General features: G+C 73.2%; 3 protein-coding genes and 3 pseudogenes. 1 reads left to right on the top strand and 5 read right to left on the bottom strand.

The window, feature by feature from the left end:
* Positions 1-663: pseudogene (locus MXD58_RS18305) on the top strand (hypothetical protein); the annotation flags it as partial.
* Positions 664-816: 153 nt separating this feature from the next.
* Here MXD58_RS18305 and MXD58_RS18300 read toward each other — a convergent pair.
* From MXD58_RS18300 to MXD58_RS18280, 5 genes and pseudogenes are all read right to left on the bottom strand, one after another.
* Positions 817-2,313: a DHA2 family efflux MFS transporter permease subunit gene (locus tag MXD58_RS18300; RefSeq protein ID WP_248840169.1), complete on the bottom strand. Its 1,497-nt coding sequence runs from the start codon at positions 2,311-2,313 to the stop codon at positions 817-819.
* A 111-nt stretch (positions 2,314-2,424) separates the two neighbouring features.
* Positions 2,425-2,967 carry a TetR/AcrR family transcriptional regulator gene (locus MXD58_RS18295; protein WP_248840170.1) on the bottom strand — a complete coding sequence of 181 codons (543 nt, stop codon included), beginning with the start codon at positions 2,965-2,967 and terminating at the stop codon, positions 2,425-2,427.
* 75 nt (positions 2,968-3,042) lie between these two features.
* A complete protein-coding gene (locus tag MXD58_RS18290; RefSeq protein ID WP_248840171.1) occupies positions 3,043-4,404 on the bottom strand; it encodes a ferredoxin reductase family protein in 1,362 nt (453 codons plus the stop codon).
* 91 nt (positions 4,405-4,495) lie between these two features.
* Positions 4,496-4,744, bottom strand: a pseudogene (locus MXD58_RS18285) (3-hydroxyacyl-CoA dehydrogenase NAD-binding domain-containing protein); the annotation flags it as partial.
* Positions 4,745-4,833: 89 nt separating this feature from the next.
* A pseudogene (locus MXD58_RS18280) lies at positions 4,834-5,830 on the bottom strand (glycosyltransferase family 39 protein); the annotation flags it as partial.

Raw genomic sequence — 5,830 nt, 5'->3', positions numbered from 1 at the left:
CGCCAGGGGTGTTCGACCTGGACAGCCTCGACGTCGTCGCGCTCGCACGCGGGCGGGGACCGCTGGTGTCGGTTCGCCAACGCGCCGCCCGCGCCGCCGCGCCGCGCCGCGACTCGCTGGCTGGTTCCGCTCGCCATCGTGCTGGCGGTGGCCGTGAGCGCCGGGGCCATCGGAGTAGTCCTGCTCGGGCGGTCCGGGGACGGGTCGAAGAGCGCGGTGCGCTCGTATCTCACCGACGTGCGCGCGGGACGTTACGACACGGCGTACGCCCGGCTCTGCGACTCGGTGCGCAGCCGTCGCTCGGCCGCCGAATACGGCGTGATCATGCGTGCCTTCGACGGAGTGCGGGGCAACGTCGCCCGGTTCTCGGTGCTCGGTGTGCAGGTCGTCCATCCGACCGCGGCGCAGACGGTCCGCGAGGTCCAGGTGACCGTGCAACGCGGCCAGACCGCGGCCAGCCAGGAGTCGTACGAGGTGGGCAAGGAGTCCGGCGGCTACTGCCTGCTCACTCCGGGCGCCCCCTTCACGGGTTCCGGTGCGGGCGCCGGTCCGGGCCCACAGCAGCCCGACCCCTTCTCCGGCGGTGGTCGTGGCGGCGGTGGTGGTTCCGGCGGCGGTGGCTCGGGTGGTTCCGGCGACAGCGAACCGGCCCGCCCCGCCTAGCGACCCGCACCCGGACGCTGGGACTCCCTACAGCGGCGAGTGGCTCCCGCCAGCCTGGTGCGGGTTGGCGGGAGCCACTGCCGGCGGCCTCGGGGGAGACCTGCCGATGCCGATGCCGATGCCGAGGGCCGGCCGGCCGGTCGGTCGGTCGGATCAGCCGACGGGCGACGTGTTGAGCTGGCCAGCCGCGGCGACAGGCGTGCGGGCGGGCTCGTGAGTGTCCGGCATACCAGCCGGGACCTCGGCGACGGGCTGCGCCGCCTCGGCGGCCAGGCCGCTGCGGCGGGGGATGGCCAGCGCCGCGAGCAGCGCCATCACGAGGGAGATCGCGCCCAGCCACACCGCCGGCTTCGTGCCGTCGATGAACGACGCCGGCGTGTCGTAGCCGCCGCGGCCGGCGAAGACCGACGACAGCACCGCGATCCCGAGCACACCGCCGAGTTCCCGCAGCGCGTTGTTGGCACCGGAGGCGATGCCCTGCCAGCGGCCGGGGACGACCCCGAGTGCGACGGTCGCGATCGGCACGAAGAACAGCGCCATGCCGATTCCGGAGATGACGAACGGGCCGACGAGCGCGGCGTAGGACATGTGCGTCGAGAGCACGGTGGCCATCCAGGCCAGACCGGTGGCGTTCAGCGCCAGGCCGGCGATCAGCAGCGGCCGACCGCCGATCCGGTCGGAGACGGGGCCCGCGAGCGGCGCGATGAGCAGTGGCATCGCCGTCCACGGCAGGGTGCGCACCCCGGCCTCCAGCGGTGAATAGCCGTAGACGTTCTGCAGGGACTGCGCCAGCAGGAAGATCGAGCCGAACATGCCCACTGAGAACAGCAGCGCGGTGAGGCTGACCGCGGTGAACCCGCGGTTGCGGAACAGGCTCATCGGCAGCATCGGCGCTCCGCCGCGGCGGGCGACGCGCTGCTCCCAGGCGACGAACGCGGCGACGCCGAGCGCGCCAAGGCCCAGCGCGGCGAGCACCGAGCCGCTTGTCCAGCCATGCCCCTCACCGCGGACCAGCCCGAACGTGACGCCGAACAGGCCGGCGCTGACCAGCCCCGCACCGACGAGGTCGAGTCGGGCGGAGACGACACGCGACTCTGCCAGGGCGCGCAGCCCGATCGGTACCGCGATCAGGCCGACCGGGACGTTCACCCAGAAGATCCACTGCCAGCTCGCGCCCTCAGTGACAGCCCCGCCGATCAGCGGGCCGACGGCCACGGCGAGTCCGGTCATCGCGCCCCAGATGCCCAGGGCCATGCCCCGGCGCTCCGGCGGGACGGCCGCGGCGATGAGCGTCATCGTCAGCGGCAGCACGAACGCGGCGCCGACGCCCTGCACGGCGCGGGCGGCGATGAGCACGCCGATGGACGGTGCCAACGCCGAACCGGCGCTGCCGAGGGTGAACACCACGAGCCCGCCGAGGAAGACCTGACGGCGCCCCAGACGGTCACCGAGCGCCGCGCCGGTGAGCAGCAGGACCGCGAACGGCAGGGTGTAGGCGTTGACCGTCCATTCGAGGCCCTCCAGGCCGGCGCCGAGGTCGGCCCGGATCTGGGGGAGCGCCGTGGTGACGACCAGGTTGTCCAGCGACACCATGAAGGCGGCCAGCGACGTTACGACAAGGGTCCACACGGTGTTGGGGCGTCGGGTCATGACCATCCTCCTTTCTTTGTGGTTGTGAGTAGTCACTAGCTTGGGAGGTAGTGATTGACCACTATCAACGCGGGGGTTGGGTCGGGGCGCCTGGCCGGGGCCTGGCGGGGATCAGCCGGTTGGGTTCGCGGGCTCCACGTCCGGCGCGCAGAGCAGCTGGGCCCACTGCTCGCCGATCGCGGGGAGGTCCATCGCGGCGATGACGTTGATCAGCATGCCGTGCGCGAAGAACTGGCTGATGTCCTCGAAGGGCAGGCCGGTCAGGCGGGTGGCGGTCTCCCACAGCTCGCGGAAGCCGCCGCGCGTCGCGGCCTGGATGTCCGGGTCGTAGCAGCTTGAGTACGCCTGCAGCTGGGTGAGCAGATACGTCTGGTCGGTGAACAGCTCCCAGTAGGACAGCTTGATCGCGTCGAGCGCCTCGGAGCCCGTGAGCTCACCGGCGGCGCGTTCGAAGTGCGTCGCGGTGCGCCGGAACACCTGCTCGACGACGGCGATGAACAGCGCCTTCTTCGTCGGGAACAGGCGGAACAGGTAGGGCTGGGAGATCCCGGCCCGGGCGGCGATCGACTCGGTGGACGTGCCCGTGAGGCCACCATGAGCGAACTCCTCGACGGCGGCGGCGAGCACACTCGCCCGCCGCTGCTCGGCGCTCATCCGCGGTCCCATGTCGGGAAAGGTAGTGGCCACTCACTACCTTGTCAAGGTCGATGGTGCCCGTCAGGTGGAGGGTCAGAAGGCCGAGGTCTCGGCGTGGATGTGGTGGCGGTCGAGGCCGGCGGCGCGCAGGGCGCGGACGGTGGCGGCCACCATCCCGGGTGGCCCGCAGACATAGGCGTCGTGCGCGGCCAGGTCCGGGACGAGGGCGGTCAGCCGCTGGGCGGCCAGCGGGTCGTCCTGCTCGCCGGTCGGCGTCGGGCCGGTCAGGTAGTGGACGACCGCGCCGCGGCGGCTGGCCAGCTCGTCGATCTCCTTCCGGAAGACGATCTGCTCGACCCGTTCGGTCCGGTAGAGCAGGGTGATCGCCGGTGAGTCGGGGTGGGTAGCGCTGTCGCCGCCGGGGCCCGCACCGACGTCCTCGAGCAGGGCGCGCAGGGGAGCGATGCCGAGGCCGCCAGCGAGGAGCAGCACGCGGCGTCGTCGCTGGGCCCGGGCGGTCAGCGCGCCGTACGGGCCGGACAGCAGCAACCACCGGCCCGGGGTGAGGCCCGCCAGGGCCTCGCTGTAGTCGCCCACCGCGCGGACGGTGAACCGCAGCCGGTCCGACCCGGGGGCCTCGGACAGCGAGAACGGATGGGAATGCCACCACATCGGCCCCCGCAACGCCCGCAGCCGGAAGTACTGCCCGGAACGAGCGCCCACGGAGTCCAGGCCCTGCCCGGACACCAGGATCGACACCACGCCCGGTGCCTCCGGTTCGACGGCGGCGACGGCGAACTGGTGGCGAAGGGTCAGCCGCGCCGGGGCGAGGACCCGGTACCAGCCGAGCGTGCCCAGCGCACCCAGGTGCATTCCGGTCCACAGCACCCGGGCGGGGCTCGCGGTCAGGTCGGGTCCGTAGAGCTGATGGGCGAAGCCGACGACGATCGCGGGATACACGGCCAGGTGCTGCAGGTGCCACCAGCCGTAGGGCATCGTCCGGCGCAGCGCGGGCACCGAGCTGATCGCGGTGACCAGCAGCAGAACGAGGCCGAGTACCGCGAGCCACACATACGGCAGGTCCACGCTCACGCCGATCAGCGCCGCGACGAACGGGGACCCGATCGACGCCGCGTTTGCCTCGACCGCGAGCCCGGCGTGCGCGGCTGTCAACGTCAGGAACGCCATGCCCGTGCCGACATGGATCGCGCGGGCCGGGCGCATCGCCACGGTGTGCTCGAACCACGGCACCCGCGCCGCCAGCACCACTTGGACGACGCCCAGATAGCCGGCGACCAGCCCGCACAGCCGCCCCGCCCCACCCCACCAGGCGCCGGGACCCACCGGTGGCTGGTGGGATACCTGGTAAACCCACCAGCCGGTGACGATGACCGCGCCGAGAGCGACAAGTCCTAGGACAACCGCCGGCGGACGAAGCGCCCGCACGGTCGGCATTGCCTCAAACTAACCCGCGATCCGCGGTGCCCCCGGAGCGGGCTACCCGTAGCGGTCCGCGGGCGGGCCGCCCGCGGACCCGCCGCCCGGGTCAGACGGGGAGGGTGGCGACCCCGGGTGGGGTGAAGCGCTCGCCGGTGACGGTCTCGCTGATGCCGGTGCGGTCCAGGTACGGGGTGATGCCGCCGAGGTGGAACGGCCAGCCGGCACCGAGGATCATGCACAGGTCGATGTCGGCGGCCTCCGCGACGACCTTCTCCGCGAGCATCAGGTGGATCTCCTCGGCGAGCGCGCGCAGCGCCGCCTCGCGCACCTCGTCCACCGTGGGCGGGGGCGCCGCGCCGTGCGCGGGGGAGCCCACCCACGCCGGGTCCGCCGCGCGGTCGTGTGCGGGCGGATCCGGGTGGGGGGACGTTCCCCGCGCGGCGCTCACCGCGCCTGGAAGCGCAGCAGCGCGTAGTTCTCGTACACCTTCGCCGGCGCGCCCTGTTCCATGACCTCGTCCGCGTGCGGGCGGGCGTCCTGCAGGGTGGTGCGCACGACGGTGCACAGCTCCTCGTAGGTGCGGTAGGACCCGGAGCCGGCGAGGAACACAGTGTGCTGCGGGCCCGCCTCGGCGAGCGCGCGCCTGGCGATCGCCCGGCCGTCGGCGTGCTTGTTGCGGTCCTCGTAGTCGACCCAGACGACCCGGTCCGGCGGCGCGTACGTCGGCACGACGTAGACCTTCAGCCAGGACGGCACGGTACGGGCGAGCCCGGGGCCGATCTGGTCCGGGCAGACCAGCATGACGTCGCCCGGCCGGGCGAGTCTCTCGAGGACCCCGGCCGCCTCCGCCGCCTGGGTGCGTTCCCGGCGCAGGTCGCTGGTGCCCGCGAGCAGGCCGACGAGCGCCGCGACGGCGATCACTGCGCGGAACACCCGTCTGTCGCCGATGATGGTCGCGCCGAGGCCGAGGACGAGCAGGAACGGGACGAAGGCGGTGGCGGTGTAACGGTCGGCCCAGGCGTTGCCGACGACCTTGCCGGCGGTGACGGCCACGACCAGCGTGCCGGTGGCCAGCAGGAACAGCGTGCGGCCGGGCTCGATGCCGCGCAGGTCGATGAGGACGAACCGGCCACCGGCGCTGCGCCCGGCGACCCCGGCCCCGGCGAGACCGGTGATCAGGAACAGCAGCAGGCGGCCGAGCGTCGTCGGGCCGCCGGCCCACTGGCCGTAGGCGTGGGAGATGGCCGCGTAGCTCGCCGGCTCACCCCAGGGCGTGCCGGTGTGGGCGAGCTGGTCGAAGAAGCTCGGCAGCCACGGGGAGAACACAAGCCCGCCGGCGACGATGCCGACGAGCCCGAGGATCGGCCCGCGCCGGGCCACGATCGAGTCCGACGGCACCGTGCGCCGCGTCGCCGAGCGGTGGCTGCGGGCTCCGGGGGCC

The sequence above is a fragment of the Frankia sp. AgKG'84/4 genome, assembly GCF_023242965.2.
Lineage (GTDB): Bacteria > Actinomycetota > Actinomycetes > Frankiales > Frankiaceae > Frankia.
This window is presented reverse-complemented; position numbering and strand designations above follow the sequence as displayed.